Source organism: Pseudomonas sp. NY15374, assembly GCF_048068255.1.
GTDB lineage: Bacteria > Pseudomonadota > Gammaproteobacteria > Pseudomonadales > Pseudomonadaceae > Aquipseudomonas > Aquipseudomonas machongensis.
This window is the reverse complement of record NZ_JBLUPZ010000007.1, coordinates 218,406-242,841: the sequence shown is the minus strand read 5'-3', so window position 1 is coordinate 242,841 and position 24,436 is coordinate 218,406. Positions and strand designations below refer to the sequence as shown.

At 64.8% G+C, this 24,436-nt stretch carries 24 protein-coding genes; 13 read left to right on the top strand and 11 right to left on the bottom strand.

The window, feature by feature from the left end:
* Positions 1-62: 62 nt before the first annotated feature.
* From ACNFHO_RS16755 to ACNFHO_RS16740, 4 genes are read left to right on the top strand one after another with little or no spacing between them, the layout of a single operon-like run.
* Complete coding sequence (locus ACNFHO_RS16755) at positions 63-1,073, top strand: ABC transporter permease subunit (RefSeq protein ID WP_054893480.1); 1,011 nt, start codon at positions 63-65, stop codon at positions 1,071-1,073.
* 10 nt (positions 1,074-1,083) lie between these two features.
* The gene (locus tag ACNFHO_RS16750) at positions 1,084-2,010 is read left to right on the top strand and encodes an ABC transporter permease subunit (RefSeq protein WP_416766897.1); all 927 of its coding nucleotides are present in this window, start codon (positions 1,084-1,086) and stop codon (positions 2,008-2,010) included.
* A gap of 10 nt (positions 2,011-2,020) precedes the next feature.
* Positions 2,021-2,989 (top strand): ABC transporter ATP-binding protein, encoded by a 969-nt coding sequence (locus ACNFHO_RS16745; RefSeq protein WP_125930687.1) that lies wholly within the window; start codon positions 2,021-2,023, stop codon positions 2,987-2,989.
* Complete coding sequence (locus ACNFHO_RS16740) at positions 2,989-3,957, top strand: peptide ABC transporter ATP-binding protein (protein WP_065863269.1); 969 nt, start codon at positions 2,989-2,991, stop codon at positions 3,955-3,957. Before ACNFHO_RS16745 ends, ACNFHO_RS16740 begins: the two co-directional genes overlap by 1 nt.
* Before the next feature lie 169 nt (positions 3,958-4,126).
* Here ACNFHO_RS16740 and ACNFHO_RS16735 read toward each other — a convergent pair whose 3' ends face one another.
* Positions 4,127-5,065 carry a hypothetical protein gene (locus ACNFHO_RS16735; RefSeq protein ID WP_416766896.1) on the bottom strand — a complete coding sequence of 313 codons (939 nt, stop codon included), beginning with the start codon at positions 5,063-5,065 and terminating at the stop codon, positions 4,127-4,129.
* A 241-nt stretch (positions 5,066-5,306) separates the two neighbouring features.
* Between ACNFHO_RS16735 and ACNFHO_RS16730 the strand changes: the two genes are divergently transcribed.
* The 4 genes from ACNFHO_RS16730 to ACNFHO_RS16715 all read left to right on the top strand — a co-directional run bounded on the left by ACNFHO_RS16730 (position 5,307) and on the right by ACNFHO_RS16715 (position 9,116).
* Positions 5,307-6,131: an AraC family transcriptional regulator gene (locus ACNFHO_RS16730; protein WP_172964791.1), complete on the top strand. Its 825-nt coding sequence runs from the start codon at positions 5,307-5,309 to the stop codon at positions 6,129-6,131.
* Positions 6,132-6,198: 67 nt separating this feature from the next.
* Positions 6,199-7,605, top strand: coding sequence for an NAD(P)/FAD-dependent oxidoreductase (locus ACNFHO_RS16725; protein ID WP_112897510.1), 1,407 nt, complete (start codon positions 6,199-6,201; stop codon positions 7,603-7,605).
* Positions 7,606-7,638: 33 nt separating this feature from the next.
* Complete coding sequence (locus ACNFHO_RS16720; protein ID WP_416766895.1) at positions 7,639-7,980, top strand: cupin domain-containing protein; 342 nt, start codon at positions 7,639-7,641, stop codon at positions 7,978-7,980.
* 56 nt (positions 7,981-8,036) lie between these two features.
* The gene (locus ACNFHO_RS16715; RefSeq protein ID WP_416766894.1) at positions 8,037-9,116 is read left to right on the top strand and encodes a polyamine ABC transporter substrate-binding protein; all 1,080 of its coding nucleotides are present in this window, start codon (positions 8,037-8,039) and stop codon (positions 9,114-9,116) included.
* A 54-nt stretch (positions 9,117-9,170) separates the two neighbouring features.
* Here the strand turns inward: ACNFHO_RS16715 and ACNFHO_RS16710 are convergent, their stop codons facing one another.
* Genes ACNFHO_RS16710 through ACNFHO_RS16690 form a run of 5 tightly spaced genes read right to left on the bottom strand, consistent with a single transcriptional unit; the run spans position 9,171 to position 12,898 of the window.
* Positions 9,171-10,148 (bottom strand): FecR family protein, encoded by a 978-nt coding sequence (locus tag ACNFHO_RS16710; RefSeq protein WP_416766893.1) that lies wholly within the window; start codon positions 10,146-10,148, stop codon positions 9,171-9,173.
* The gene (locus tag ACNFHO_RS16705) at positions 10,145-10,702 is read right to left on the bottom strand and encodes an RNA polymerase sigma factor (RefSeq protein WP_054893490.1); all 558 of its coding nucleotides are present in this window, start codon (positions 10,700-10,702) and stop codon (positions 10,145-10,147) included. Before ACNFHO_RS16705 ends, ACNFHO_RS16710 begins: the two co-directional genes overlap by 4 nt.
* Positions 10,699-11,025, bottom strand: coding sequence for a DUF3325 domain-containing protein (locus tag ACNFHO_RS16700; RefSeq protein ID WP_112897501.1), 327 nt, complete (start codon positions 11,023-11,025; stop codon positions 10,699-10,701). Before ACNFHO_RS16700 ends, ACNFHO_RS16705 begins: the two co-directional genes overlap by 4 nt.
* The gene (locus ACNFHO_RS16695; protein ID WP_151925751.1) at positions 11,025-12,596 is read right to left on the bottom strand and encodes a PepSY-associated TM helix domain-containing protein; all 1,572 of its coding nucleotides are present in this window, start codon (positions 12,594-12,596) and stop codon (positions 11,025-11,027) included. The genes ACNFHO_RS16700 and ACNFHO_RS16695 overlap by 1 nt, the downstream gene beginning before the upstream one ends.
* Positions 12,593-12,898 carry a DUF3649 domain-containing protein gene (locus ACNFHO_RS16690; RefSeq protein ID WP_054893493.1) on the bottom strand — a complete coding sequence of 102 codons (306 nt, stop codon included), beginning with the start codon at positions 12,896-12,898 and terminating at the stop codon, positions 12,593-12,595. The genes ACNFHO_RS16695 and ACNFHO_RS16690 overlap by 4 nt, the downstream gene beginning before the upstream one ends.
* Before the next feature lie 215 nt (positions 12,899-13,113).
* Here ACNFHO_RS16690 and ACNFHO_RS16685 point away from each other — a divergent pair, with 215 nt between their 5' ends.
* The 5 genes from ACNFHO_RS16685 to ACNFHO_RS16665 all read left to right on the top strand — a co-directional run bounded on the left by ACNFHO_RS16685 (position 13,114) and on the right by ACNFHO_RS16665 (position 18,109).
* Entirely contained in the window at positions 13,114-13,608 is a 495-nt protein-coding gene (locus ACNFHO_RS16685; RefSeq protein ID WP_063543115.1) for a sigma-70 family RNA polymerase sigma factor, read from the top strand.
* Positions 13,605-14,528, top strand: coding sequence for a FecR domain-containing protein (locus ACNFHO_RS16680; protein WP_063543113.1), 924 nt, complete (start codon positions 13,605-13,607; stop codon positions 14,526-14,528). The genes ACNFHO_RS16685 and ACNFHO_RS16680 overlap by 4 nt, the downstream gene beginning before the upstream one ends.
* 94 nt (positions 14,529-14,622) lie before the next feature.
* Positions 14,623-16,938 (top strand): TonB-dependent Fe(3+) dicitrate receptor FecA, encoded by a 2,316-nt coding sequence (gene fecA / locus ACNFHO_RS16675; RefSeq protein ID WP_416766892.1) that lies wholly within the window; start codon positions 14,623-14,625, stop codon positions 16,936-16,938.
* A 368-nt stretch (positions 16,939-17,306) separates the two neighbouring features.
* Positions 17,307-17,651: an HPF/RaiA family ribosome-associated protein gene (locus tag ACNFHO_RS16670; RefSeq protein WP_054893497.1), complete on the top strand. Its 345-nt coding sequence runs from the start codon at positions 17,307-17,309 to the stop codon at positions 17,649-17,651.
* 158 nt (positions 17,652-17,809) lie between these two features.
* Entirely contained in the window at positions 17,810-18,109 is a 300-nt protein-coding gene (locus ACNFHO_RS16665) for a DUF3509 domain-containing protein (RefSeq protein WP_063543109.1), read from the top strand.
* 59 nt (positions 18,110-18,168) lie between these two features.
* Here ACNFHO_RS16665 and ACNFHO_RS16660 read toward each other — a convergent pair whose 3' ends face one another.
* The 5 genes from ACNFHO_RS16660 to ACNFHO_RS16640 all read right to left on the bottom strand — a co-directional run bounded on the left by ACNFHO_RS16660 (position 18,169) and on the right by ACNFHO_RS16640 (position 24,393).
* The gene (locus ACNFHO_RS16660) at positions 18,169-19,095 is read right to left on the bottom strand and encodes an aliphatic sulfonate ABC transporter substrate-binding protein (RefSeq protein WP_416766891.1); all 927 of its coding nucleotides are present in this window, start codon (positions 19,093-19,095) and stop codon (positions 18,169-18,171) included.
* Positions 19,092-20,108 (bottom strand): ABC transporter substrate-binding protein, encoded by a 1,017-nt coding sequence (locus ACNFHO_RS16655; RefSeq protein ID WP_416766890.1) that lies wholly within the window; start codon positions 20,106-20,108, stop codon positions 19,092-19,094. The genes ACNFHO_RS16660 and ACNFHO_RS16655 overlap by 4 nt, the downstream gene beginning before the upstream one ends.
* 18 nt (positions 20,109-20,126) lie before the next feature.
* A complete protein-coding gene (locus ACNFHO_RS16650) occupies positions 20,127-22,796 on the bottom strand; it encodes a TonB-dependent receptor domain-containing protein (protein ID WP_416766889.1) in 2,670 nt (889 codons plus the stop codon).
* Positions 22,797-22,934: 138 nt separating this feature from the next.
* On the bottom strand, positions 22,935-23,885 hold the full coding sequence (locus tag ACNFHO_RS16645; RefSeq protein WP_112897477.1) for a DUF4880 domain-containing protein: 951 nt from the start codon (positions 23,883-23,885) through the stop codon (positions 22,935-22,937).
* Between the two features lies 1 nt (position 23,886).
* On the bottom strand, positions 23,887-24,393 hold the full coding sequence (locus ACNFHO_RS16640) for a sigma-70 family RNA polymerase sigma factor (RefSeq protein ID WP_054893502.1): 507 nt from the start codon (positions 24,391-24,393) through the stop codon (positions 23,887-23,889).
* Positions 24,394-24,436: the final 43 nt, after the last annotated feature.

The window sequence follows — 24,436 nt, the reverse complement described above, 5'->3', positions numbered from 1 at the left end:
TGACCGCCGGCCTCTGCAAGGGCCGGCGGCTGCCTTGACCGGCCGATGAGGTACCTCCGACGATGTTGAGTTTTATTGCCCGGCGCCTGGGCCTGCTGATACCGACCTTCTTCGGTATCACCCTGCTGACCTTCGCGCTCATACGCCTGATCCCCGGCGACCCGGTGGAAGTGATGATGGGCGAGCGCAGGGTCGACCCTGAAATGCACGCCCAAGCCATGGAACGCCTTGGCCTGAACAAACCCCTGCCAGCCCAGTACATGGATTACATCGGCAAGCTCGCCCAGGGCGATCTCGGCGAATCGCTGCGCTCGCGCGAGAGCGTGTGGAACGAGTTCACCACGCTGTTCCCCGCGACGCTGGAGTTGGCGTTCTGCGCATTGATCTTCGCCGGGGTCTTCGGTCTGTTGGCCGGGGTGATCGCGGCGCTCAAGCGCGGATCGTTGTTCGACCATGGGGTGATGGGCGTCTCGCTCGCCGGCTATTCCATGCCCATTTTCTGGTGGGGCCTGATCCTCATCATGTTCTCGTCGGTGAGCATGGGCTGGACGCCCGTGTCCGGGCGCATCGACCCGTTGTACGACGTCGAGCCGGTGACCGGCTTCATGTTGATCGACACGCTGCTGGTGGGCGATGAAGGCTCGTTCAAGGATGCGTTCATGCACCTGATCCTGCCGACCATCGTGCTCGGGACCATCCCGCTGGCGGTGATCGCCCGCATGACCCGCTCCTCGATGCTCGAAGTGCTGCGCGAAGACTACATCCGTACCGCCCGCGCCAAGGGCCTGTCGCCGGCCCGCGTGGTATTCGTGCACGGCCTGCGCAATGCGCTGATCCCGGTGTTGACGGTGTTCGGCCTGCAGGTCGGCACCTTGCTCGCCGGTGCCGTGCTCACCGAAACCATCTTCTCCTGGCCGGGCATTGGCAAATGGCTGATCGAAGCCATCGGCGCCCGTGACTACCCCGTGGTCCAGAACGGCATCCTGTTGATCGCCTGCCTGGTGATCCTGGTCAACTTCGTCGTGGATATCCTCTACGGCCTGGCCAACCCACGCATCCGTCATCAGCGCTGAGGGCCCCGCCATGACTAACCCGACTTCCAACGCTGTGACCCAGGCTCCCACCGCCGACCACAGCCAGCTCTACCCCTCCCCGTACAAGGAGTTCTGGCAGGCCTTCTCGCGCAACAAGGGCGCAGTGGCAGGCCTGGTCTTCATGTGCCTGATCGTGTTCTGTGCGCTGTTCGCCCCCTGGGTCGCGCCACACAACCCCAGCGAGCAATACCGCGACTTCCTGCTGACCCCGCCGGTCTGGCTCGAGGGCGGCACCTGGCAGTTCATCCTCGGCACCGACGAACTGGGCCGCGACCTGCTCTCGCGCCTGATTCAGGGCGCACGCCTGTCGCTGCTGATCGGCCTGTCATCGGTGGTGATATCGCTGATCCCCGGCATCCTGCTGGGCTTGTTCGCCGGTTTCTTCCCGCGTCTGCTCGGCCCGTCGATCATGCGCCTGATGGACGTGATGCTGGCCCTGCCTTCGCTGCTGCTGGCCGTGGCCATCGTCGCCATCCTCGGCCCTGGCCTGATCAACACCGTGATCGCCATTGCCGTGGTGTCGCTGCCCTCCTACGTACGCCTGACCCGTGCCGCGGTGATGGGCGAGCTGAACCGTGACTACGTCACCGCCGCACGTCTGGCCGGTGCCAGCCTGCCGCGCCTGATGTTCGTCACCGTACTGCCCAACTGCATGGCACCGCTGATCGTGCAGGCTACCTTGAGCTTCTCCTCGGCGATCCTCGACGCCGCTGCCCTGGGCTTCCTCGGCCTTGGCGTCCAGCCGCCCACGCCTGAGTGGGGCACCATGCTGGCCTCTGCCCGCGACTACATCGAGCGCGCCTGGTGGGTGGTGAGCCTGCCTGGCCTGACGATCCTGCTCAGCGTGCTGGCAATCAACCTGATGGGCGACGGCCTGCGCGATGCGCTGGACCCGAAACTCAAGAACGCCGCCTGAGGAGAGCGCCATGTCACTGTTGCAGATCAACAACCTGAACGTGCGCTTCGGCGACGCTAATGCCGTACCTGTGGTAGACGGCCTCGACCTGTCGGTGGACGCCGGCGAGATCCTCGCCATCGTCGGCGAGTCCGGCTCCGGCAAGTCGGTGACCATGATGGCCCTGATGGGCCTGATCGACGCCCCCGGCCGCATCACCGCCGACAGCCTCACCTTCGACGGCACCGACATGCTCAAGCTCAGCGGTCGTCAACGGCGCAAGGTGGTGGGCAAGGACATCGCCATGGTCTTCCAGGACCCGATGACCGCACTCAATCCCAGCTACACCGTGGGCTACCAGATCGAGGAAGTGCTGCGCCAACACCTCGGTCTGAAGGGCAAGGCGGCGCGCCAGCGCGCGCTGGAGCTGCTCAAGAAAGTCGAGATCCCGGCCGCCGAAAGCCGCCTTGACGCTTACCCGCACCAGCTCTCCGGCGGCATGAGCCAGCGCGTCGCGATCGCCATGGCGATTGCTGGCGAACCCAAGCTGCTGATCGCCGACGAACCGACCACCGCCCTCGATGTGACCATTCAGGCACAGATCATGGAACTGCTGGTCAACCTGCAGAAGGAGCGCAACATGGCGCTCATCCTGATCACCCACGACCTGGCAGTGGTCGCCGAAACCGCCAGGCGTGTGTGCGTGATGTATGCAGGACAGGCAGTGGAAGTGGGCCAGGTGCCGGAACTGTTCGACATCCCCGCACACCCTTACAGCGAAGCGCTGCTGGCGGCGATCCCCGAGCACAGCATCGGCGCCGAACGGCTGGCCACACTGCCCGGCATCGTGCCTGGGCGCTATGACCGCCCCCAGGGTTGCCTGCTGTCGCCGCGCTGCCCCTATGTACGTGACAACTGCCGGGCACAGCGTCCGGCCCTCGATCCCCAGGCCCACAGCTTGGTGCGCTGCTTCTACCCGTTGAACCAGGAGGTGGCGTGATGACTGTCGTTCTGTCCGCCCGTGAACTGACCCGTCACTACGAAGTCTCCCGCGGCCTGTTCAAGGGCCATGCACTGGTGCGCGCGCTCAATGGCGTGTCGTTCGAACTGGAGGCCGGCAAGACCCTGGCCGTGGTCGGCGAGTCCGGCTGCGGCAAGTCCACCCTCGCCCGTGCCCTGACCCTGATCGAAGAGCCGTCCTCAGGCTCGCTGCAAATTGCCGGCACCGAGGTCAACGGCGCCGACAAGGCCCAGCGCAAGCAACTGCGCCGTGATGTGCAGATGGTCTTCCAGAGCCCCTATGCCTCACTCAATCCGCGGCAGAAGATCGGCGACCAACTGGCCGAGCCGCTGCTGATCAATACCTCGCTGAGCAAGACCGAGCGCCGCGACAAAGTGCAGAAGATGATGCAGCAGGTCGGCCTGCGCCCCGAGCACTACCAGCGCTACCCGCACATGTTCTCCGGCGGTCAGCGCCAGCGTATCGCCCTGGCCCGGGCCATGATGCTGCAGCCCAAGGTGCTGGTTGCGGACGAACCCACCTCGGCGCTCGATGTGTCGATCCAGGCCCAGGTCCTGAACCTGTTCATGGACCTGCAGAAAGAGTTCAACACCGCCTATGTGTTCATCTCGCACAACCTCGCGGTGGTGCGGCATGTCGCTGACCAGGTGCTGGTGATGTACCTGGGGCGCCCGGCGGAAATGGGGCCGAAGGAAGATATCTACGAGAAGCCGCTGCATCCCTACACCCAGGCACTGCTCTCGGCGACTCCGGCCATTCACCCCGACCCGCTGAAGCCGAAGATCCGCATCGCCGGTGAGCTGCCCAACCCGCTGAACCCGCCTGATGGCTGCGCCTTCCACAAGCGCTGCCCCTATGCCACCGAGCGTTGTGGCAAGGAGATTCCGGCGTTCAGGCAGGTCGGGACGCGGCAGGTGGCGTGTCACTATGCTGAGCAGTTCCTGTAAAGCGGCATAAAGCCGCTTCTGCGGGTTGTACAGTTGCGAAAAGGGCCGCATTAGCGGCCCTTTTCTATTAGTGCATGAAGATCGCGATCAGAATGATCACCGGGATTGGCACCCCAAGCATCCAGAGCAGAATCGAGCGCATGATGGTTCCTCCAGTCGTGAATTCGAATTAACGGACAACAGTGGTCGAAGCATGCAGGGCACGCGGGTCTTCTTCGACCCAACGAGCACGGTCACGCAGGCGACCACCGAACAAGGCTGCGAAGCTTGCGAAGAACGCACCGCACAGCAGGGCGATGAAGGTCCAGATGGCGGTCCAGGCCGCAACCTTCGCTGCTGTCTCGGCAGCTTCCTGCGCAGCCTGCTTGGCCTGCGCGGCATCCTGACGCGCCTCTTCATAGACTTGCTCGACGCGGGCCTGGGCTTCGGCCTGGGTCAGGCGAGTACGCTGGGCCACCAGTTGCGCCAGGTAGGTGCGATCCTCGGCAGCCATCCCGCCATCGGCAGCCAGGCCGCGGATCAGGATCCGGCTGGCCACGCCATTGGCCGCATCCTCGCTTACCGCGACCGGGCCGTCGCCACGGAGTAGACGATCTACGTAGTAGCCCATAGGGTCGGCGGCGCCTGAAGGCTTGCTGTTGTCATCGTTCATGGAAACGCTGGCCACGGCACCCGAGGCGGCAGCAGCACCCGCCGAAGCACCAGCACTGGCAAGCCCCCCTGCCGAAGACACGACCATCAACACCGTGACCAGGGTCGCGATGGCCCAGGACAGGAAACCATGGGCGGTATCGCGGAAATACACCTCGTCACCGTGCAGGTTGGCCCACTTCACTCGCAAGCGGCCAGCCATGTACCCGCCCAGCCCGGAGGCGAGGATCTGGGTAATCAGCAGCCAGACGATGGTGGATATCCCCAGCGCCTTGGCGCTGGCACCTTCGTTGGCCCAAGGCGAGGAGGCGGCAAAGCCAAGGCCCGCACCCAATATCACGAGGATCAACGACAACGCAGCCGCAGCAGCGGCACCGGCGAAGATGGCAGCCCAGGAAACGCCCGAGCGGTTCGGGGCCTCGGAGACAGCAGTTGGCAGATCGGCAGTGGTAATCATGATTCGGCGCCTTATGAGGGTGAGCAAAACTTCCGTTTTGTTTGCCACTCGATTGGTGCAGCGCGCGTGCCAGTTGTGACAAAAAATGAATCCCAGCTAAATCAATCAGTTAGGCAAAAACCATTTCCTAGGATCGTGCGAATCGCCCGAACCCACCCAGTTGAACAGGGCGTTATGCAGTATCCACAGCCCTCGGGCCTCAACGGTCAGACTGCACGCCCTTGTCGGCTGAAGCAGCCCGATGCATTATCGGCCCATGACCGCCACCCTCCTTCCAGACGGCCCCGCCCAGACCCCGCTCACTGCGGAAGTCGTCATGCGCTACCACTTGTGCTGGAAGCATCGTGACCTGGATGGGGTCATGGCGCTGTATCACCCGGAAATCCAATACCATGACTTTTTCCAGAACCGTGTGCTCGGCTTCGACGAGCTGCGCGAGTACGTGCGCGTCTCGTTGCCGCACGAAGCGGGGGAAGACATTGTCCACAGCGACCGCATCCGGGTCGACGGTTGCACAGCCTTCATCCAGTACCAGGTAACGGTCCAGGGCGGTGAAGGCCTGGTGGCTTTCCAGTCCAGCGAGGCGATCACGGTCAAGGACAACCTGATCTGGCGGGTCAATGAATACGGCACGCTGATCCGCCGCGACGGCAAGGGCGCCAGCGCGTCCGGGCCGCGTCCCGCCACCAGCCGCCTGGGTCTTTCGCCCCGCCAGTTGAGCACCATGGCCCAGGACCTCGAACACTATTTCCAGGCCCAACGCCCCTACCTTGACCCTGAGCTGGACCTCCAGCAGGTGGCAGAAGAAAGCGGCTATAGCCGCAACCAGATTTCCTACCTGCTCAACCAGGTGCTCGGCCAGAGTTTCTACCGCTACGTCAACCAGGCCCGCCTGCAGCATCTTCTGGCCGGGCTCGAAAGCGCAGGCTGCCGAGCCCCCATCGACGAACTGGCTTTCGACGCCGGCTTCAATTCGCTGTCGGCTTTCTACAAGTGCTTCCGCGAACACACCGGGCTCTCGCCCAAGGCCTACGTGAAGCAGATTTCTCTGCGTGCACGCACGTAAGACAGCGAAGCGCCCGCACTACTAGCATCGCTCCCAGAACCTTGAACGGAAGTGGGAGCAGTACCTGATGCAAGCCTGGCGCACGATCAGCCTCTGGATGGACCAGCTCGACGAGCCGCTCGACGCTCGCCCGTCGCTGCAGCAGGACCTGGATGTCGACGTGTGCATCATCGGCGCCGGCTATACCGGCCTGTGGACAGCCTACTACCTCAAGCGCCAGGCCCCGCACCTGCGCATCGCCATCCTCGAGGCCAACACCGCAGGCTTCGGCGCCTCCGGGCGCAACGGCGGCTGGCTGATGGGCAACCTGCTGGGCGAAGACCGTCTGCTGGCCACCCTTTCCCCACAGCAGCGCCGCGCCAGCGTCGACCTGCTGCACGCCATCCCCGACGAAGTGCACGGCGTGCTGCAACGCGAAGGCATCGACTGCGACTACCGCAAGGGTGGGGTCATCTACTGCGCCGCCCGCTACCCGGAGCAGGAGCGCAGCCTGCGTGCCTATCTCGACGACCTGTACCGCCAGGGCATGAACGAAGACGACTACCGCTGGCTCAAGCCCGAACAACTGGCCGGCCAACTGCGGGTCAGCAATGCCTACGGCGCGATCTTCAGCCCCCACGTCGCGACCATCCAGCCCGCCAAGCTGGTGCGCGGCCTGGCACGCGTGGTCGAGGGCATGGGCGTGCCCATCTACGAAAACACCCCGGCCAGCGACTGGCAGACCGGTGAGGTGCACACCGCCCAGGCCAAGGTCCGTTGCCAATGGGTCGTGCCGGCGGTCGAAGGCTACGCCGCCAGCCTGCCGCCGCTGGGTCGCCATCAACTGCCCGTGCAAAGCCTGCTGGTGGCCACCGAGCCGCTTCCGGAATCGGCCTGGGAGCAGATCGGCCTGAGCCAGGGCCAGGCCTTCAGCGAAGGCAGCCGCCAGGTCACCTACGGTCAGCGCACCACCGACAACCGCCTGGTGTTCGGCGCCCGCGGCGGGTATCGCTTCGGTGGCCGCCTGCGCGAGGACTTCAGCCTCAGCGACGCCGAGATCGAGCTGCGCCGCTATCTGTTCGGCGAGCTGTTCCCACACCTGAAGAACGTGCGCATCACCCACTCCTGGGGCGGCAACCTGGGGATGGCGCGGCGTTTCCGTCCGCACATGCTGTGCGATCGTCAACGCGGCCTGGCGCTGTCGGGTGGCTATGGCGGCGAAGGTGTCGGCGCCACCAACCTGGGCGGGCGCACGCTCGCAGCACTGATTCTCGGCCAGCACAACGAACTGACAGCCCAGCCCTGGGTCCACGACAACCGCCCGCTGTCGAGCCTGGCCAGTTGGCCGCCCGAGCCCTGCCGCTGGCTAGGCTACAACGCGATCATCCAGAGTTTCGTCCACGAGGACCGCACCCTCGCCAACCCGGCCAGCCCGGCCTGGCGGCGGCGCCTGGCCAGCGGCCTGGCCGGATTCATGGAAGGTTTCATGCACTGAGTTGCACCCACTACCACAAGAGATCCTGCAGTCATGAGCATCACCCAGTTCAAGCACACCGACAGCGCCGCGCTGGAAACCTCCAGCCCGGTCGCCGTCCCCCTCGGAGAACCCGTCGCAGTGACCTCGGTCACTTGCGTCGAACGCAACGATGGCGTCGAAACCGGTATCTGGGAATGTACGCCCGGGCGCTGGCGCCGGCAGATCGTGCAACAGGAGTTCTGCCATTTCATCAAGGGCCGCTGCACCTTCACCCCCGACGGTGGCGAGCCCCTGGTCATAGAAGCCGGAGACGCACTGATGCTACCGGCCAACAGCACCGGGATCTGGGATATCCAGGAAACCGTGCGCAAGACCTACGTACTGATTTTCTGATCCGCTGATCGCCTGCCGTTCTTCGATAACAACAGACAAAGCAAGGTAAACCGGACATGCGCAAACTCCTCCTCGCCCCCCTGATGCTGGCTGCTGGCGTCGCCAGTGCCGCCGACTCGGTGAAGATCTACAACTGGTCCAGCTACATCGCACCCGACACGCTGCAGAACTTCCAGAAAGCCACCGGCATCGTGCCCACCTACGATGTCTACGACAGCAACGAAACCCTCGACGGCAAGCTGATGACCGGCAACTCCGGTTACGACGTGGTCTTCCCCTCCAACCACTTCATGGCCCGGCAGATCCAGGGCAAGGCCCTGAAGAAGCTCGACAAGAGCCAGCTGCCGAACTGGCAGAACCTCAACCCGGTGCTGCTCAAGGCGCTGGAGGTGAACGACCCCGGCAACCAGTACGGCTTCCCGTACCTGTGGGGCAGCACCGGCATCGGCTACAACATCGACAAGGTCAAGGCCGTGCTAGGCGACAAGGCACCGGTCGATTCGTGGGACCTGGTGTTCAAGCCCGAGAACATGGAAAAGCTCAAGACGTGTGGCGTGGCCATGCTCGACAACGGCCCGGAGTTGCTGCCGATCGCCCTGAACTATCTGGGCCTGCCGCCGCACAGTCAGAATCCCGATGACTACAAGAAAGCCCAGGCACTGCTGATGAAAGTACGTCCGTACATCAGCTACTTCCACTCCTCGAAGTACACCGGCGACCTGGCCAATGGCAACATCTGCGTGGTGGTCGGTTTCTCCGGCGACGTGCTGCAGGCCAAGAACAGCGCCGACGATGCGAAGAACGGGGTGAAGGTGGGTTACTCGATTCCCAAGGAGGGTGCACCGCTGTGGTTCGACATGGTCGCCATGCCGGCCGACGCTCCGGACGAGAAGGCAGGCTACGCCTACATGAACTACCTGCTGCAGCCTGAGGTAATGGCCGGCATCAGTAACTCGGTGCAGTACGCCAACGGCAACGCCAAGGCCGATGCTCTGGTCGATCCCGCGCTCAAGCAGAACACCATGATCTACCCAAGCGCGGATGTGATGGGCAAGCTGTTCGCCCTGGAAGCGATGCCGGCGAAGATCGACCGCATTCGCACGCGGCTCTGGACCAGCATCAAAGCGGGTAACTGAAGCTCCGCCTCTCCCCCCGCAGACACCAGGGTGTCTGTGGGGGTACAGGTGATTTCAGCGCACCACCGTCACCCGCCCGAACAGTGTCTGCGGCACGAAGCCCATCACCTTGCCCAACGACGCCAGCGCCAGCATGGGCTCCTCCACCGGGAAACTGCCGCTGACCTTGCGTTGCGCCAAGGCCTCGTCGAGCAACAGGATACGCCCCGGGTAATACCGTCCCAGGTCCTCGACCACCTGCGCCAGCGGCACCTGGTAATAGTTCAGCCAGCCCTGGCGCCAGGCCAGGCGACTTTCACTGTCCACGGCACTGATCGCCCCCGCCACGCCCTGGGCATAGTCCAGTTGCTGGTTGGCGGTCAGCTCACGCGCCACGGCGCCGGTAATCGGTGTCACCGCCACCCGTCCACTGCGCACGGTAACCTGGGCGCCGTCGCCCTGCCCGCGTACCTCGAACTGAGTGCCCAGCACTCGCACTTCGCCACCCGCCGCATCGACCAGGAACGGCGCGCCGGTGTGGGTCACCTCGAAGAACGCCGCGCCGCGCAGCAGGCGTACGCGCCGCTCGCCATGGTCGAAATCCACGACCACGGCGCTGTTGGCATCCAAGGTCAGGCGTGACTGGTCGGCCAGGGTGACCTGGCGCACATGCTCGTCACTGCGATAGTCGGCGCGCAGGTCCTGCAACCAGTATTGCGGCTGCCAACCGGCCAGGCTGCCCAGCGCCAGCACCAGACAGGCCGCTGCCGCCAGTGCTCCGCCACGCCGCCCCCAGCGGGCTTTCGGTCGGCGCATGGCCTGCAGGTAGTGCTCGAGGCCCTCGCGTTCCTCTGCGGCCAGACGCGCGGCGGGCGCTTCGCTCTGTTGCCACAGGGCCTGGGCCGCGGCATAGGCGGCGCGGTGCGCCGGATCGGCCAACAACCAGCGCTTGAACTCAGCGCCTTCGGCTGCCGGAGGATGCTCGTTGATGCGGCTCAGCCAGCCCAGGGCCATGCGCGACTGTTCGGCGGTGATCGGATAGGGCTGGCTCATCGACGGTCGCTCCCTGGCCTGCGCAATGGGGTAGCGGGCTCGGCGACACTCGCCTTGCACGCTTCGAGGGCGCGCATCATATGCTTTTCCACCGCACTCTGGGACACCTGCATGGCCTTGGCGATCTCGCCGTACTTGCAGCCGTGGATGCGGTTGAGCAGGAAGATCTGTCGCGTACGTTCCGGCAAGGCGCGCAGGGCCTGCTCGATGCGGCGCAGATCGTGATCGACCTCCAGCGCCTGCTCTGGCGCCTGGGCCGAGAGCGCCTCGTCGCTGATCGACAGCCCTTCGGTGACCCGACCGCGACTGCCTTCGCTGCGCAGGTGGTCGATCGCCAGGTTGCCGGCGCAGCGCAAGAGGTAGGTGTCGAGCGCCTCGACCTTGACCGCAGGCCGACGCCAGAAGCGCAGGAACAGTTCCTGGACCAGGTCCGAGGCCGTGGCACGACAGCCAACGCGCCGGCTGACCAGCGCCTCCATGCGCCCGCGCTGGGCCAGGAACACCTGCAGGAAGCGCGCCCGGCCACCGGCCTCGTCGAGGTCGGGCTCGCTCACGCGCCGAACACCGCCACGACCGGCGCCAACACCAGGCTCGCCGCCGCCAGGCTCAGCAGCAGGCGGGGTTGGTACGGCAGGCCGAATACCCAGAGGGTCAGCCCGGCCATCAACACGGCCGTCCACTCCACCAGCCCCAGCGCCCAGCCACGCAAGTGCACGGCCAGTACCGCCGACAGCACCAGCAGCAGCCAGCCGGCGATGCGCAAGACACGCAACTGGGCCTGCCGCGGCTTGCGACCCAGCAGGTCGGTGAAGTGTTTTTCCATGGCCAGGCACAAGGCAGCCAGGCCGGCAAAGGTAGACAGGGCCAGGCTCAGCATCAACTCGCCTCCACGGTTTCGGTGCGGGCCTTGACCTTGGCCGAGCGCTTGGCGACTGGCTTGGGCGCGCGCAGCATCTTGCCGGCCGCCCAGCCGAGGAACAGCCCGGTGGCCAGGGCCGTGAGATCGAAGCCGGCCATCGCCCAGTCACCGGCGATCAGCGAATGGTCCAGGCCTTGGCCTGTGGTCACGGCATTGAGCAGCGGCAACGCAGCGAACACCACGGCACCCAGCGCCAACTGCTCGCCCCAGGCTCGACGACCGGGGCGCAGCATGGCGTGAAGCAGCGACAGTGCCCAGACCATGAAGAACGCATTGACCTCCCAGTCGGCGCGCCCTTGCAGCCCGATCGGCAGCAGGCGATTGGCCCAGAAGAACGCCGCCACGCCCAGCAGCAGGCCGCTCATGCTGGCGATGTTGAGGACCTCGACCAGGCGCAGCTCCGCAGGCATACGCTCGCTCTTGGCATGCTTGAGCTGACGCTTGCCCAGCCACATCACAAGGCCAGTGCCGATCACCGCCGTGCCGGCGACACCGAAGACGAAGTACAACCAGCGCAGCCATGGCCCGGCGAAATTGCCCATGTGCAGGCCGACAAAGGTAAAGGAGGTCATCATTGCGGCGCTTTCCGGCGCACCTTGGGTAAGCAGTGCACCGGTGGCACCGTCGAAGGTCCAGTTGGCGCTGCGCTTGTACGCGACACTGTCGGCCGAGGCACGGTTCAAGGTGACACGGGCATTCTGGTCGCCAGGATTCTGCACCTGAATGAAGCCCATGCGTGCGCCTGGCGCTTGCTCCTGGACCTTGGCGTACAGGCTCGACAGTGGGACCAGCGGCGTGGCCACCCCGGCCACCTTCGGCACCTCGTCACGGCCGAACAGGTCGTTGAAATAACCGTTGGGGCTGCCATAGCTGGCCATGATTCCGGCCGGCATGACCATGTACATGAAGATCACCAGGCTGCTGTAGCTGATCATCAGGTGGAAGGGCAGTACCAGCACGCCAATGGCGTTGTGGCCATCGAGCCATGAGCGCTGGCCCTTGCCGGGACGGAAGGTGAAGAACTCCTTGAAGATCTTCTTGTGCGTGATGATCCCGGTCACCAGCCCCAGCAGCATGATGAAGGCACAGAAGGTCGACAGCCAGCGCCCCCAGGGGTGGGGCATCTCCAACTGGAAATGGAAACGGTAGAAGAAGTCGCCGCCACGGCTGTCGCGGCCCTCGACCACCTCGCCGCTGGCCGCGTCCAGCTCCTTGCTGGTGAAGCCGCGTCGGCCACCGGCGTTGGGATCGCGATAGCCGACACTCAGCGCCGCCTCGCGCTCGCTGGGCAGGCGGATGAACCAGGTGCTGGCATCGGCGGCGTTGGCTTGCAGGTAGCGCTGCGCCATCTCCAGGCTGGCCGCCGGATTCAGCGGATGGCTGTGGATTTCCGGTTTGGTCCAGTGGTTGATCTCTTCCTTGAAGTAGGCAAGCGTGCCGGTGAGGAAGATGGCGAACAACAGCCAGCCGAAGATCAGGCCGGTCCAGGTATGCAGCCAGGCCATGGCCTGGCGGAAGCCCTCTTTCATGGGTTCTTCATCCAGTAAGCCAGCCCGCCGATCGCGCCCAGCACCAGGCTCGGCAGCAATACGCCCAGCCAGGCGCGCAATGCGCTGCGGCAGGCGAAGCACCAGATGAAGGCGAGCAGGTAGAACACGAACGACAGCATCATCCCGGTCAGTGCCGCATCGACCTGGGCGCCGGGCATCAGCAGGCTGACACAGACGCTGGCCGCCGAGGCCAACAGGTAGCCGCCCAACAACGCAGCCAGGCTGCGCGAGGTCACAGCCAGGCGGTAGCTCAGGGGCAGGCCGGCGGCTTTGCTTTTCATGGGGCGACGGTCCGGGACAAGGTCAAGAGGGTGCAATAGTAATGATTTCAATTCTCATAAGCAAAGATTGGAGATGAGCTGCTGCGATCCCTGCGTAGCCGGGTTTGCCCCCGAATACCCCGCAGGTCGAACAGGATTGCTACACCCTGCCACCCGGAATACAATGCGAACAATTCTTACTCCCAGTCGCGTCTTTGGACGCCGGAGTCACCTCGGTGTCCAGTGCCCTCTCCTCCACCGTCGAAGGCCTCTACCACGCTCACCACAACTGGCTGACCGGTTGGCTGCGCCGTCGCCTGGGCTGCCCGCAGAGCGCCGCCGACCTGGCACAGGACACCTACGTACGCTTGCTCCAGGCCCGCGAAGCGCCACAGTTGATCGAACCTCGGGCCTTTCTCGCCACCGTCGCCAAGCGCGTGCTGTGCAACCATTTTCGCCGTCAGGAGCTGGAGCGCGCCTACCTCGAAGCCCTGGCTCAGGTGCCCGAACGCCTGGCACCAAGCGAGGAAGACAAGGCGCTGATCTTCGAAACCCTGCTCGAACTCGACCGCCTGCTCGATGACCTGCCGCCGCTGGTCAAGCGCGCGTTTCTGCTGGCCCAGGTCGATGGCCTGGGCCAAGCCGAGATCGGCCGTGAACTGGGTATCTCCCTGGCGACAGTCAAACGCTACCTGCACAAAGCAGCCCTGCGCTGCTATTTCGCCCTGTGAGCACAGGCATCTCACCCCAGGTTGCCGAGCAGGCGGTGCACTGGCTGATCGAATCACAGGGGGCCGATTTCGACCCGGCCCAGCAGCAGGCATTCGAACACTGGTTGCAGGCTGACGGCGAACACCAGCGCGCCTGGGCGCACATCCAGCAGGTCAACCAGCGGCTGCGTGGTGCGACCTCGCCCGTGGTGCACGCCACCTTGCAGGCACCGCCCTCCCCGGCCCGGCGTCGCGCGCTCAAGGCGTTACTGCTGGCGGGCGTGGCCAGTGCCACCGGGCTCGGATTGCAATCACACAATCCGTTGCCAGGGCTGATGGCCGACTACCGCAGCCCCGTGGGCCAGCGCCGACGCCTGCCGCTGGACGACGGCAGCCTGTTGCGACTGAACACCCGCAGCGCCGCCGATGTGCGGTTCGATGGGCAGCAACGTTACGTGCGCCTGCTCGAGGGTGAGTTGTCGCTAGACGTCGCCCGCGATACCCGCCCGCTGGTGTTGCGCAGCGACGATGGCAGCCTGCACCTCGACAGCGGCCGCTTCAACGTGCGTCAGTTCGAGGGCTACAGCCTGGTCTCGGTGTTCAGCGGCATGGCTCGGCTACAGGGCCAGGTGTTGCTCGCCGGTCAGCAAGCCCGCCTGGCAGCGGGCCATTGGCAAGGTATCGGCGCGCTGGATCGCAACATCGGCGCCTGGGTCGATGGAATGCTGGTGGTCTCGCAGATGCGCCTGGGCGAGTTTCTCGCCGAGCTTTCACGCTATCGCCACGGACAACTGGGCTGCAGCGAGCAGGTCGCCGGGCTGCGGATTTCCGGGTCGTACCCACTGGATGACAGTGAGCGGATCCTGGAGATGCTGGAAGTCGCCTTGCCGGTACGGGTGCGGCGATTCACCCGGTACTGGGTCAAGGTCGAGGCGGTTTGAGCCTGTGCCGACAACGATTTTTCTTCCAACCTGAGCCATTTCGCTTCCCTCGCGTGACAGAGCAGGCAGAACCCTCCTTACAGGACCCGACCCCATGCCCCTGCGCCCCACGCCTCTCGCCATCGCCCTGCTGTTCGCCACCAGCCTGAACTTCGCCCAGGCTGGCGAACCGCGCGCCTACCACATCGCCCCCGGCACCCTGGAAGACGCTCTCAACCAATTTGGCCGTGAAAGCGGGGCGCTGATTTCGTTCGGTTCCAGCGTCACCCAAGGCTTGCGCAGCGCCGGGCTGGAAGGCCAGTACGACGTACAGCAAGGGCTGCAGGCTTTGCTGCGTGGCAGCGGCCTGCAGGCACGTCAGGAGGCTGACAATGCCTACAGCCTGCAACCGCTTGCCGCCTCCAGCAGTGATGCGGCGATCGAGCTGGGTGCCTCTAGCGTGGTTGGCGACTGGCTGGCCGAGGCGCGCCAGGACAACGTCTTCGAGCATCCCGGCGCACGTGACGTGATCCGCCGCGAGGAGTTCGAGCGCAGCGGTGCCAACAGCGCCCGTGAGGTGCTCAACCGCATCCCCGGCGTCAATGCCCCGGAAAACAACGGCACCGGCAGCCACGACCTGGCACTGAACTTCGGCATTCGCGGCCTCAACCCGCGCCTGGCCTCGCGCTCCACGGTGCTGATGGACGGCATCCCGGTGCCCTTCGCCCCCTACGGCCAGCCACAGCTGTCACTGGCCCCGCTGAGCCTGGGCAACATGGATGCGGTGGATGTGGTACGCGGCGGCGGCGCAGTGCGCTACGGCCCGCAGAACGTCGGCGGCATCGTCAACTTCGTCACCCGTGCCATCCCCGAGGAAGCGACCTTCAAGGCCGCCATGCAGAACCAGATCAGCCCCTCGTCCAGCCACGACGGCTTCAAGAACAGCGCCAACCTGCTGGTCGGCGGCACCAACGACAACGGCCTCGGCGGCGCCCTGCTCTACTCCGGCACCCGCGGCGGCGACTGGCGCGAACACAGCGACACGCAGATCGACGACCTGATCCTCAAGGGCAAGCTGCAACTGGACGAAGCCAACAGCCTGCACGCCATGGCCCAGTACTACGAGGGCGAGGCCGACATGCCCGGCGGCCTGAGCAAGGCGGCGTTCGATGAAGACCCGTACCAGTCGACCCGCCTGAAGGACAAGTTCTGGGGCCGTCGCACCCTGGTCAACGTCGGCTACGACTACAAGCAGGACGATCGCCAGTTCAGCGTCAACAGCTTCTTCACCAAGACCCTGCGCAGCGGCTACCTCGACCAGGGCAGCTTCGTCTCGCTGTCGCCACGCGAATACTGGGTACGTGGCATCGAGACCCGCTTCTCGCAAGGTGTGGCACTGGGCGACAGCTGGCACGAACTGGGCGTGGGCTACCGCTACATCAACGAGGCCGGCCACGAACTGCGCTTCCGTGAACCGGTGACCGGCAACCTGCCGACCACCGCCAGCCGCAACGACCGCGACACCCGTGGCGCCACCGAAGCCCACGCGATCTACCTGGACGACCGCATCGACATCGGCCGCTGGACCATCACCCCCGGCATCCGCTACGAGATGATCGACTCCGAGCAAAGCAACAAGCTCAGCAACCAGCGTTACCAGGGCAGCTACAACACCGCATTGCCGGCACTGAATGTCATGTACCACCTGACCGACACCTGGAACCTCTACGCCAACACCGAGGGCTCGTTCGGCAGCGTGCAGTACAGCCAGATGCCCAACCGCGTCAGCAGCGGCGAAGTGAAGCCGGAAAAGGCGCGCACCTGGGAAGTCGGTACCCGCTACGACAGCGGCGACCTGCAGGCAGAGATCGGCGCCTTCCTGATCAACTTCGACAACCAGTACGAAAGCAACCAGACCAACGACTCGGTGATCGCCCGCGGCGAAACCCGCCACCAGGGTATCGAGACCAGCGTGCGCTACGCCCTCGACGGCCTGAGCCCGACGCTGGCCGGTTTCGATGTGCACGCCAGCTACGCCTTCGTCGACGCCACCATCCGCGAAGACGGCCCGAACAAGGGCAACCAGGTGCCGTTCTCCTCGCGCCACAAGGGCACGCTGGGGCTTGGTTACACCGAAGGACCATGGCAGTTGAACCTGGATGGCAGCTTCCAGAGCAGCCAGTACGCCGACAACGCCAACACCGCCAGCGAAAGCGCCGATGGCAGCACCGGACGGATTCCGGGCTACATGCTGGTCAGCACCCGCGCCGGGTATGACTTCGGGCCGCAGCTGTCGAACCTGAAGGTGGCGGTGGGGGTGAAGAACCTGTTCAACCGCGAGTACTACACCCGTTCGTTCGACGACAACAACAAGGGCAAGTACGTGGGCGAGCCGCGCACGCTGTATGTGCAGACTTCGGTAGCATTCTGAGGATGGACACTTGGGAGCGGCCTTGTGCGCTACCAGCCCGTGCACGGTCCTCGGCATCGGTACGGTACCTGTAGGAGCGGGCTTGCCCGCGAAAAAGACACCGCGCTGTCTGGCACGGGCTGCGCCCGTATTCGCGGGACAAGCTCGCTCCCACAGGGGGATTGGGCTGGTCTGTAGATTTTGAATAAGACAGTCGCTCCTGCAGCAACAGCGTCAACCCTGCGAATTGCTACAAAAAATTTATCGAAAAAGGGGCTTGAATTCGGCGCGCCAATCCCTGACCTTAGAGTCAAGAGGCGAAGCTTTCCCCAAGGGCCTCAAGGGCCTAGGCACGCCTCCACGCGAGCAAGCTGAATAAGGATTGAATCATGCAAATCCAGGTCAACAGCAGCAACCATATCGACAGCAGCAGCCGTCTGAACGAATGGGTCCGCAGTACGCTGGAAAGCACGCTGCAGCGCTACGAAGACGACCTCACCCGCATCGAGGTCCACTTGCGTGACGAGAACGGCGACAAGCCCGGCCCGCATGACAAACGCTGCCAAATGGAGGCTCGCCCCAAAGGTCATCAACCGATTTCCGTCAGCCATACCGCCACCTCGCTGGACCATGCGATCGACGGTGCGGCCAGCAAGCTGAACAATGCGCTGGAACATTTCTACGGCAAGCTGCGCAGCAAGCGCAGCGTGGTGCAGCACACTGAAGAAGAGTGATCGGTGACACACAGACGCCCGGTGCCTGGCACCGGGCGTTTTCGTTTCCAGGGTTTCAGGCCGGGGCAGGCCACACAACTCATCATTTGATCAACGTCGCTGAACCATCTCCACAGTCTCCCGGTCAATCGGTGAACATTCTTTGCAGATGCCAGCCCATGACCAATCCCTTCGACCTCATCAGCGACGCCTTCGCCCCGTACTACCGGGTCAACCTGAGCATCGAGCGGCTCGACGGCAGCATCATGCTGACCCTCTCCAACGATACCGGCGTGGTCGCCAAGCGACTGATCAGCGCCGCCCAACGCAACGACCCTGTACGCCTGCGCCGAGTGGTGGACAGCATTCGCCTGGGGCTGGCCATCGAACAAGGGGAAGATGCCCTGCAGGTGCTGGCGGCGATGACCGACAGCGCCGGACGCGATCGGGTCTGGCGGGGGGCCGGGATCGCTCGATAGGCCAGTGTCGATCTCTTCGCTCCCACAAGAAATGAGCGAAGAGATCAACACACGCCTCATCACTGCGGATAGACAATCTCCCGCACCTGCACCGCACGCGGGATCAAGCGGTTCGCAAAGAACAGATCGGCAATCCGCTGCTGGGTTTCGATCGCCGCGGCATCCAGCGGGCGGATCGGCGCGTTGTAGCGATGCTCGAAATACAGCTCCACCACTTCACGCTTGAGCCCCAGCACCTTGGTCATGCCGTCGATGCTTTGCTCATGCTGCTCGACCGAAATCTTCTGCGCCTGGCGCAACACCTCCAGCACCTTGTCGATGGTCGCACCGTACTGCTCGGTGAACGGCCGACTGGCAATGTAGTAGGTGCCGCTGGGGTGCACGTCCTCACCGGTGCTCAGGGTGCGGGCGCTACCATCGAGCAAGGCGGCTGCGTAGTAAGGATCCCAGATCACCCAGGCATCCAGCTTGCCCTGCTCGAAGGCCGGGCGGGCATCGGCGGCCGGCAGGTAGACCAGCTCGACATCGCTCAGCTGCAAGCCCGCCTTGATCAGGCTCTTGAGCAGCAGACTGTGGGCACTGGAGCCTTTCTGCAAAGCGATACGCTTGCCCTTGAGATCCGCCAGTGTCTTGGCCGGGCTGCTGCTCGGCACGATGATCGCCTCGCTGCGACCGTCGCTGGGCTCGATACCGATGTAGCGCAACGGAATACCCGCCGCCTGGGCGAAAATCGGCGGAATGTCACCAATGTTGCCCACGTCCAGGCTGCCACCGTTGAGCGCCTCGATCAGTTGCGGCCCCCCTGGGAACTCGATCCACTGCACCTGGGTGCCAGGCAACGCCTGTTCGAGCAGGCGATGCTCGCGGGCCAGGACCATGTTCACCGAACTCTTCTGGTAGCCGATACGCAGCACCTGCGGATCCGCCGCGAGGGCCAGGGTGGTGCCCAGCGCCAGCAACAGGGTGACAAGCATACGCACGATCATTTCAGGTTCTCCTTGACCTTGGCGGCCACATCGGCCGGTAACCAGGCGCTCCACACCTGGGGCTGTTCACGCAGGAACGCTTCGGCGACCACACGCGGATCCAGGCGCTTCTCGGCCATGTGGGCGAGGGTCTGGTTGAGCAACGCCAGTGGCAGATCGACCTTGTCGAAGAACTGCACCAGCTCCGGGTAACGCGTATGGAACGGCGCCGAGACGCCGGTCGACAGGCGCGCCGGCAGCGAGCGCGTACCTCTGGGGTGCGCCTCGTTCGGGTTGGACAGGGTCTTCCAGGCCTCGGCATCGAAGGCCGGCTCTTCCAGTTGGACCAGTTTGTAGCGGCCCAGCAGCGGAGTCGGCGACCAGTAGTAGAACAGCACCGGCTTGCCGCGACGGATCTGTGCGGACACTTCGGCATCCAGTGCAGCACTGGAGCCGGAGCGGAAGTTGACGAAACTGTCGGCCAGGCCATAGGCCTTGAGCTTCTGGCTGTTGACGATCTCCGAGGTCCAGCCGGTCGGGCTGTTCAGGAAGCGCCCCTGTTGCGGCGACTCGGGGTCACGGAACACATCCTTGTAGCGAACAAGGTCGGTCACCGACTTCAGCCCCGGCGCCACGGCCTCGATACGGCGCTCAGGATCGCCATTGATCACGTATTCCGGCACCCACCAACCTTCGCTGGCGCCCTTGACCGTGTCACCGAGGGCGATCACCTTGCCTTCGGCTTCGGACTTGATCCACAGCGGACTGCGCCCGGCCCACTCTTCGCCGATCACCTGGATGTCATCCTTGGCCAGGGCCGCCTCCAGGCTGACCGTGCTGCCCGGCAGGATGTCGGTCGGATAACCGTAGCCCTTCTCGACCAGCGTACGCAGGATCTCGGTGATCAGGCTGCCGCTTTCCCAGGTGAGCGCGCCGAAATGGATCGGGGCTGGTGGGCTGGCCGCCAGCAACGGCTGGCTGGCCAGGCCCAGGGCGAGCAGCGCGCCGCCCAGGAGTTTCTTCATCGCAGTCATGTGCAGTCTCGTTGTCGATCAGAAGTCGTAGCTGAGCCGGGTGTAGTAGAACGCCCCTTCCGGTGCCGACGGCGCCAGGTAGCTGTACTGCTGGCCCGGGGTCTGGCGCAGGCGGGTGTTGAAGTCATCCGGCTTGCTGTCGAACAGGTTGTTGGCGCCTACCGAAACGCGCAGTTGCTTGGTGAACGCATAATTGACGTCCAGGTCGGTGATCCACTGGGCCGAGAAGGTCTGGTCATACTGTGCGTTGGTCGCCGAGGCTGCGTACTTGCGGTACTCGCCGTAGCGGGTCTGGGTCAGGCTGACGGTCCATGGGCCGTAGGTGTGCGTGGCGCCAAGGATCAGCTTGTCCTCGGGGTAGCCATGTTCGAGGAAGCCCTGGGCCTCGCGGGTCAGCACGTCGAAACCGAAGGGGTTGCCATGGATCTTCTCGATGGTGGTGCGCGCCTTGGTGTAGCCGGCGGTCAGCGCAAGGTCACCATAGCGGTCCAGGCCCAGGTTGTACTTGCCGACGATGTCCACGCCACGTGTGCGGGTGTTGGCGGCGTTGGTCATGAACTGCGCCCAGCTGTACTGGCCGAAGCCTGCAGCGGTGAGGATGCGTTCGGCGTCCGGGCCGGAAATGCCGCCGCTGTAGAGCAGGCGGTCGCGGATATCGATCTGGTAGGCATCGATGGTCAGCGACGCCTGCTCGGTCGGGCGCAGCACCAGGCCCAGCGAGTAGTTGGTGGATTTTTCCGGTTTGAGCGACTGCGCGCCCAGGGCCTGGGCCGCCGGATGGTCGACCGGCAGGATGCGGGTCAGCACCGGATTGCCATTGACGTCGACGTTGGTGGTGGTGGTCCATGAGGTGCCGATCTGGCCGAGGGTCGGCGCACGGTAGGCGCTGTTGAGGGTGCCGCGCAGGCCGACCTGCGGGGTGAACTCGTAACGCGCCGAAAGCTTGCCGGTGGTGGCCGAACCGAAGTCTGAGTAATGTTCGCTGCGCCCGGCCAGGCCTACCTGGAATTTGTCGGTGACCTGGTTTTCCAGGCCGAAATACACCCCGCCCACCTCACGTTTGTAGGTGCCGGCATCGTCCGGCGTCAGGCCCGAAGCCTGCACCCCACCCACCTGCACGCCGTCGATGCCGCCGAACGAGTAGGAGCTGAAATCGCCCGGTTGCAGTTCGTACTGCTCGCGACGGTAGGCCACGCCCGCCGACACGGTCAGCGGATGGGTCGACCAGGCCACGCCCACGTCACGGGCGTAGTCGACGGCCAGGTTGGTCTGGCTGTTGATCAGCGTGGCAATGTCGAACTTGGTCGGGCTGTTCACGCCATAGCTGGGGTTGAGCGTGTCGAACGCCACTTCGTCATGCTTGTCGCGGCCATAGGTGGCGCTGATGTCCAGGCGTCCGATGGCCTCGTCCTCGAAGCGCGAGCCGACGGTGACCGAGGCGTCCTCGTAGCGGAAGCGGTACTTGGGGATGGTGCCCTCGGGGTACAGCGCCTGCACGTTGTTGGGGTTGTCGCGCAACAGCGGCGGGGTGTTGTTGATCGACTTGTCCTGGCCATAGGTGGCGAAGCTGTACAGCCGCCACTGGTCGTTCAGGCCGACCTCGGCGTTGGCTGCCAGGTTGAACTTGTCGCGGCTGGCTCCGCCCCAACGGTGCTCCTGCAACTGGCCGTCGGCGACGTACTTGTCGCCGATGTCGGTGGGCTTGGTGTTGACGCCATTGAAGCTCAGGGTCAGGAAGCCGTCGCCCGGCAGACCCAGGCCATACCAGCCATCGACGTTCTTGCGAAAGCCGTCGCCCTGCCCGTACTTGCCCAGTTGCGTGTTGATCTGCCCGCCGCTGTCGCGCTCCTTGAGCACGATGTTGATCACCCCGGCCACTGCGTCCGAGCCGTACTGCGCCGAAGCGCCATCGCGCAGCACCTCGACATGGTCGATGGCGCTGATCGGGATCATGTCCAGGTCGACCGGCTGGGCACCAATGAACGGCACGCCACCGGAGATGTTCACCACCGCCGAGGCATGCCGGCGCTTGCCATTGACCAGCACCAGGGTCTGGTCCGGCGACAGGCCGCGCAGCGAGGCGCCCTTGGGGTTCTGGCCACGGGTGGCGCTCTGGTTCTGCGGGAAGTTGAACGAGGGCAGCAACTGGAACAGCGCCTGGTTCAAGGTGGTGGCGCCAGTCTTGACCAGCTCCTGGCTGTCGATCACATCGACCGGCGCGGCGCTGGTCAGCGCGGTGGCGTCGCTGCGCCGGGTGCCAAGGGCAATCACGCGGTCAAGGGTGGGTGCCGCAGCAGCGCTGGCTTGCCCGACCGGTCCGCTGGGCGCGCGCCGGGCGCTGGCGGCGGCGGTCTCGTCCTTGATGATGAAGGCGCCGCCCGGGCTGACCTGAAGCTGCAAGCCGGTGCCGCGCAGCGCAGCGTCGATGGCTTGCTGGGTGGTCAGGTCGCCCTCCACCGCCGAGGACGAGAAGCGCTCGACCTCCGGGGTGAAGGAGATCACCTGGCCGCTCTGGCGGCTGATGTCGAGCAGCACCTGGTCGAGCGGACCGGACTTGATGTGGTAGGCCTGTACCGGCTCGGCGGCCTGGGCGGTGCTGATCAGCAGGCCAAGCAACGGGCCGAGGGCCAGGGCATTGCGCTTGAAGCGCGAGTGAGTAGCAGTGGTCTTCTTCTGGATACGGCGCACAACGATTCCCCCCAAGGAATCCATGACGCTGCCCCCCTCGGCAGCGTTTACAGCAGTGGTGTGGCGCGGGCGCGCAGAATCTTGCAGATCGATTGGTTATGTCGTTAGAACCTGGAAAAGGCCGCCCGCGATCCTGGCTCACACCGCCCCGATACTCAGCCAATACTCCCCATGCCGGCTCACACGGATCGGCAAGGTCCGCGCCAGCGCCTCGAACACCAGCTCGCTCTGGTCGAGCCGAAACAATCCACTCACGCGCAATCCGGCCACCGCAGGATCCAGGCGCAGCACGCCGCGTCGATAGGGCCGCAATGCATCGACCACCTCGCTCAACGGGCTGTCGCGCACTTCCAGCAGACCATCGACCCACGCCCCTTCGCCTGGCCGCAACAGCTCAACCGAGGCAATGCTCACCCGGTCGAAATTCACCGCATGCCCCTTGCGCAACTGCACCCGATCACCACCCTGGCTGCTGATCTCCAGCACCCCGGCCAGTGCGCAGACCCGGCACTGCCCGGCACGCTCTGCCACCAGCAAGCGCGCCGATCGCGCACTGACCGTACTGCCCTCGATACGCACCAGAAACGGCCGCGACTCATCGACCACGGTCAGCAACCCCTCGCCACCGCGCCATTCGAGCACACGCAGTTGGCTGTCGAAGCGCACGTCGGCCTGGCTCTGGGCGTTGAGCACCAACTGGCTGCCATCGGGCAGGCTCAAGGTCTGACGTTCACCCGTACTGGTGCTCAGATCGGCCCCCAGATGCAGGCCAGACATCGGGTTGCCGACCAAGCCCGCACCCACCACCACACCGGCCCCGAGCAAGGCACGCTGGAGGAAACGCCGACGCCCCGAAGGCGCGGCCAGGGCGCGCTGCACCACACGGCCGTCGACGCCCTGGCTACGCGGCACGTGGAACACCCCGAGAGTGTTCTCCAGGCGCTGGCACAGTTGCTCATGCCGCGGGTCGGCGCGACGCCAGGCCTGGAACGCCAGGTGATCACGCGCCTCGGCCTGGCCCGAACGCAGCAGCACCAGCCACTGGGTCGCCTGCTCGATCAGGTGTTGCTGCTCATCGGGGTCGCGCATGTCAGTCCAGGGAAAGTTTCAGGCAACGGTTGAAAGCCTTGGCCATGTAGTCGCTCACCGAGCGCTGGGAGATCCCCAGTTCAAGGGCGATCTGCGGATAGGTCAGGCCGTTGAGTTGCGACAGCAGGAAGGTCGCCTTGACCTTGGCCGGCAGGCCGTCGAGCAAGGTGTCGATGGCTTGCAACGCCTCGATCATCTGCGCATGAGCTTCGGGCGATGGCGCCAGATGGTCGTCATCCTCGAGCAAGGCATCGAGGTAGGCGCGCTCCAGGTCGCGGCGGCGCCACAGCTGGTACATCAGGCGCTGGGCGATGGTGGTCAGCAGCGCGCGCGGCTGGCGGATCGGCTCCGGGACCGGCGCACTGAGCAGTTGCACGAAGGTGTCGGCGGCGATGTCCTCGGCGGCACCGTCACCCAGGTGTCGGCGCAGGCGTCCGCACAGCCAGGGGTAGTGGCTGCGGAACAGACTGCCGACATATTCGCCATGAGGGTTTTCGCGACCGGACATGAGGCTTCCATCCAGGAGTGGATACAATGAGGTCCGGTCGTCC

Coding starts and splice junctions, on each gene's coding strand:
- ACNFHO_RS16755 (WP_054893480.1), top strand. CDS start 63: ATGTTGAGTTTTATTGCCCGGCGCCTGGGCCTGCTGATACCGACCTTC.
- ACNFHO_RS16750 (WP_416766897.1), top strand. CDS start 1,084: ATGACTAACCCGACTTCCAACGCTGTGACCCAGGCTCCCACCGCCGAC.
- ACNFHO_RS16745 (WP_125930687.1), top strand. CDS start 2,021: ATGTCACTGTTGCAGATCAACAACCTGAACGTGCGCTTCGGCGACGCT.
- ACNFHO_RS16740 (WP_065863269.1), top strand. CDS start 2,989: ATGACTGTCGTTCTGTCCGCCCGTGAACTGACCCGTCACTACGAAGTC.
- ACNFHO_RS16735 (WP_416766896.1), bottom strand. CDS start 5,065: ATGATTACCACTGCCGATCTGCCAACTGCTGTCTCCGAGGCCCCGAAC.
- ACNFHO_RS16730 (WP_172964791.1), top strand. CDS start 5,307: ATGCATTATCGGCCCATGACCGCCACCCTCCTTCCAGACGGCCCCGCC.
- ACNFHO_RS16725 (WP_112897510.1), top strand. CDS start 6,199: ATGCAAGCCTGGCGCACGATCAGCCTCTGGATGGACCAGCTCGACGAG.
- ACNFHO_RS16720 (WP_416766895.1), top strand. CDS start 7,639: ATGAGCATCACCCAGTTCAAGCACACCGACAGCGCCGCGCTGGAAACC.
- ACNFHO_RS16715 (WP_416766894.1), top strand. CDS start 8,037: ATGCGCAAACTCCTCCTCGCCCCCCTGATGCTGGCTGCTGGCGTCGCC.
- ACNFHO_RS16710 (WP_416766893.1), bottom strand. CDS start 10,148: ATGAGCCAGCCCTATCCGATCACCGCCGAACAGTCGCGCATGGCCCTG.
- ACNFHO_RS16700 (WP_112897501.1), bottom strand. CDS start 11,025: ATGCTGAGCCTGGCCCTGTCTACCTTTGCCGGCCTGGCTGCCTTGTGC.
- ACNFHO_RS16695 (WP_151925751.1), bottom strand. CDS start 12,596: ATGAAAGAGGGCTTCCGCCAGGCCATGGCCTGGCTGCATACCTGGACC.
- ACNFHO_RS16690 (WP_054893493.1), bottom strand. CDS start 12,898: ATGAAAAGCAAAGCCGCCGGCCTGCCCCTGAGCTACCGCCTGGCTGTG.
- fecA (WP_416766892.1), top strand. CDS start 14,623: ATGCCCCTGCGCCCCACGCCTCTCGCCATCGCCCTGCTGTTCGCCACC.
- ACNFHO_RS16670 (WP_054893497.1), top strand. CDS start 17,307: ATGCAAATCCAGGTCAACAGCAGCAACCATATCGACAGCAGCAGCCGT.
- ACNFHO_RS16665 (WP_063543109.1), top strand. CDS start 17,810: ATGACCAATCCCTTCGACCTCATCAGCGACGCCTTCGCCCCGTACTAC.
- ACNFHO_RS16660 (WP_416766891.1), bottom strand. CDS start 19,095: ATGATCGTGCGTATGCTTGTCACCCTGTTGCTGGCGCTGGGCACCACC.
- ACNFHO_RS16655 (WP_416766890.1), bottom strand. CDS start 20,108: ATGACTGCGATGAAGAAACTCCTGGGCGGCGCGCTGCTCGCCCTGGGC.
- ACNFHO_RS16645 (WP_112897477.1), bottom strand. CDS start 23,885: ATGCGCGACCCCGATGAGCAGCAACACCTGATCGAGCAGGCGACCCAG.
- ACNFHO_RS16640 (WP_054893502.1), bottom strand. CDS start 24,393: ATGTCCGGTCGCGAAAACCCTCATGGCGAATATGTCGGCAGTCTGTTC.